Genomic DNA, 1152 nt, shown 5'->3' with positions numbered 1-1152 from the left:
AAAAGCTGGCTGGCCGGCGATCACCATGTACATACCCATTACAGCGTGAAATGGGATAATTCAGTGTTTCCGCCCACGCCCATTATTGGCGGAGATGCCAAATATTCAACAGCTTTGAATGCGCAAATGGCCGCACATTATGGTTTAAGCTGGATGGTGGTGACTGACCACGGCGGGCCAAATCGCGCCAAACTGGCGTTAGAGCAGGCTTATCCTGAGCTGGTGGCTTCACGTAAAGCCTTGCCGCAGATACTGCAATTTTACGGTATGGAGTTTGATGTGCCGGGCAATAGCCCTGGCGGTCGACATGCCAGTTTTATTATGCCGCAGAGGTCTTCTGAAGCAGAGCAGTTGTACCAGATAGAAAGCCGCTACAATGGCCGTCAGGGTGTGCCACCAGGGCCGGAAAAAGCAGAGGATGCTTTTATGTTGCAGGCGCTTAAAGCCATGAACGAACTCCCTGATAAACCTTTGCTTTTGGTCAATCATCCGGCGCGTTTAGCCACAGGTTTTCGACAGTACAATAAAGTGACACCACAGCAATTACGCGATTGGCAAGATACAGCAGCTGATGTGGTCATTGGCATGACGGGCGCTGAAGGCCATCAGGCCGCGACTTTAAATCCGGATGGCAGCACAGACCCAACCGCCATTCGTGGCGAATACCCCCATTATCCGACTATGGGCGGCTATGACCAGATGACAGCCCGTTTAGGTGGGGTGTGGGACAGTTTACTCAGCGAAGGCCGACGTTGGTGGGTGACAGGCGTATCTGACAGTCATGGTCATTACACCGATGGCTGGGCTGATTTCTGGCCAGGCCAATATGCCAAAACTTATGTCTACGCCGATAAAAACTACGACAGTATTTTTGCAGCACTGAAAGCTGGGCAGGTTTTTGTCACCACTGGCGATTTAATAGATGCTTTGTTTGTTGAAGTGGCAGTGAAAAACTCAGCTAAAACCGCCACAGCAGGCCAGACATTAACAGTCTCAGCAGATGATGAGCTGGTGCTGCGAGTGCGCTTTCGTGACCCTAACAGCAACAATGGCGGCGGTTTTAACCCGCAAGTTGAACGGGTGGATCTGATTCAGGGGCTTATCACAGGCCCGGCCCCAGAGCGAAATAGCGACGAAGCACCAGAGACCAAA

At 51.7% G+C, this 1152-nt stretch carries 1 protein-coding gene; it reads left to right on the top strand.

The window, feature by feature from the left end; genetic code table 11:
- Positions 1-1152: phosphoesterase (locus tag EMM73_RS19785; protein ID WP_127688479.1), on the top strand; the 1152-nt coding region annotated here is incomplete at both ends.

The organism is Rheinheimera sediminis (genome assembly GCF_004005375.1).
Lineage (GTDB): Bacteria > Pseudomonadota > Gammaproteobacteria > Enterobacterales > Alteromonadaceae > Pararheinheimera.
This window is presented reverse-complemented; position numbering and strand designations above follow the sequence as displayed.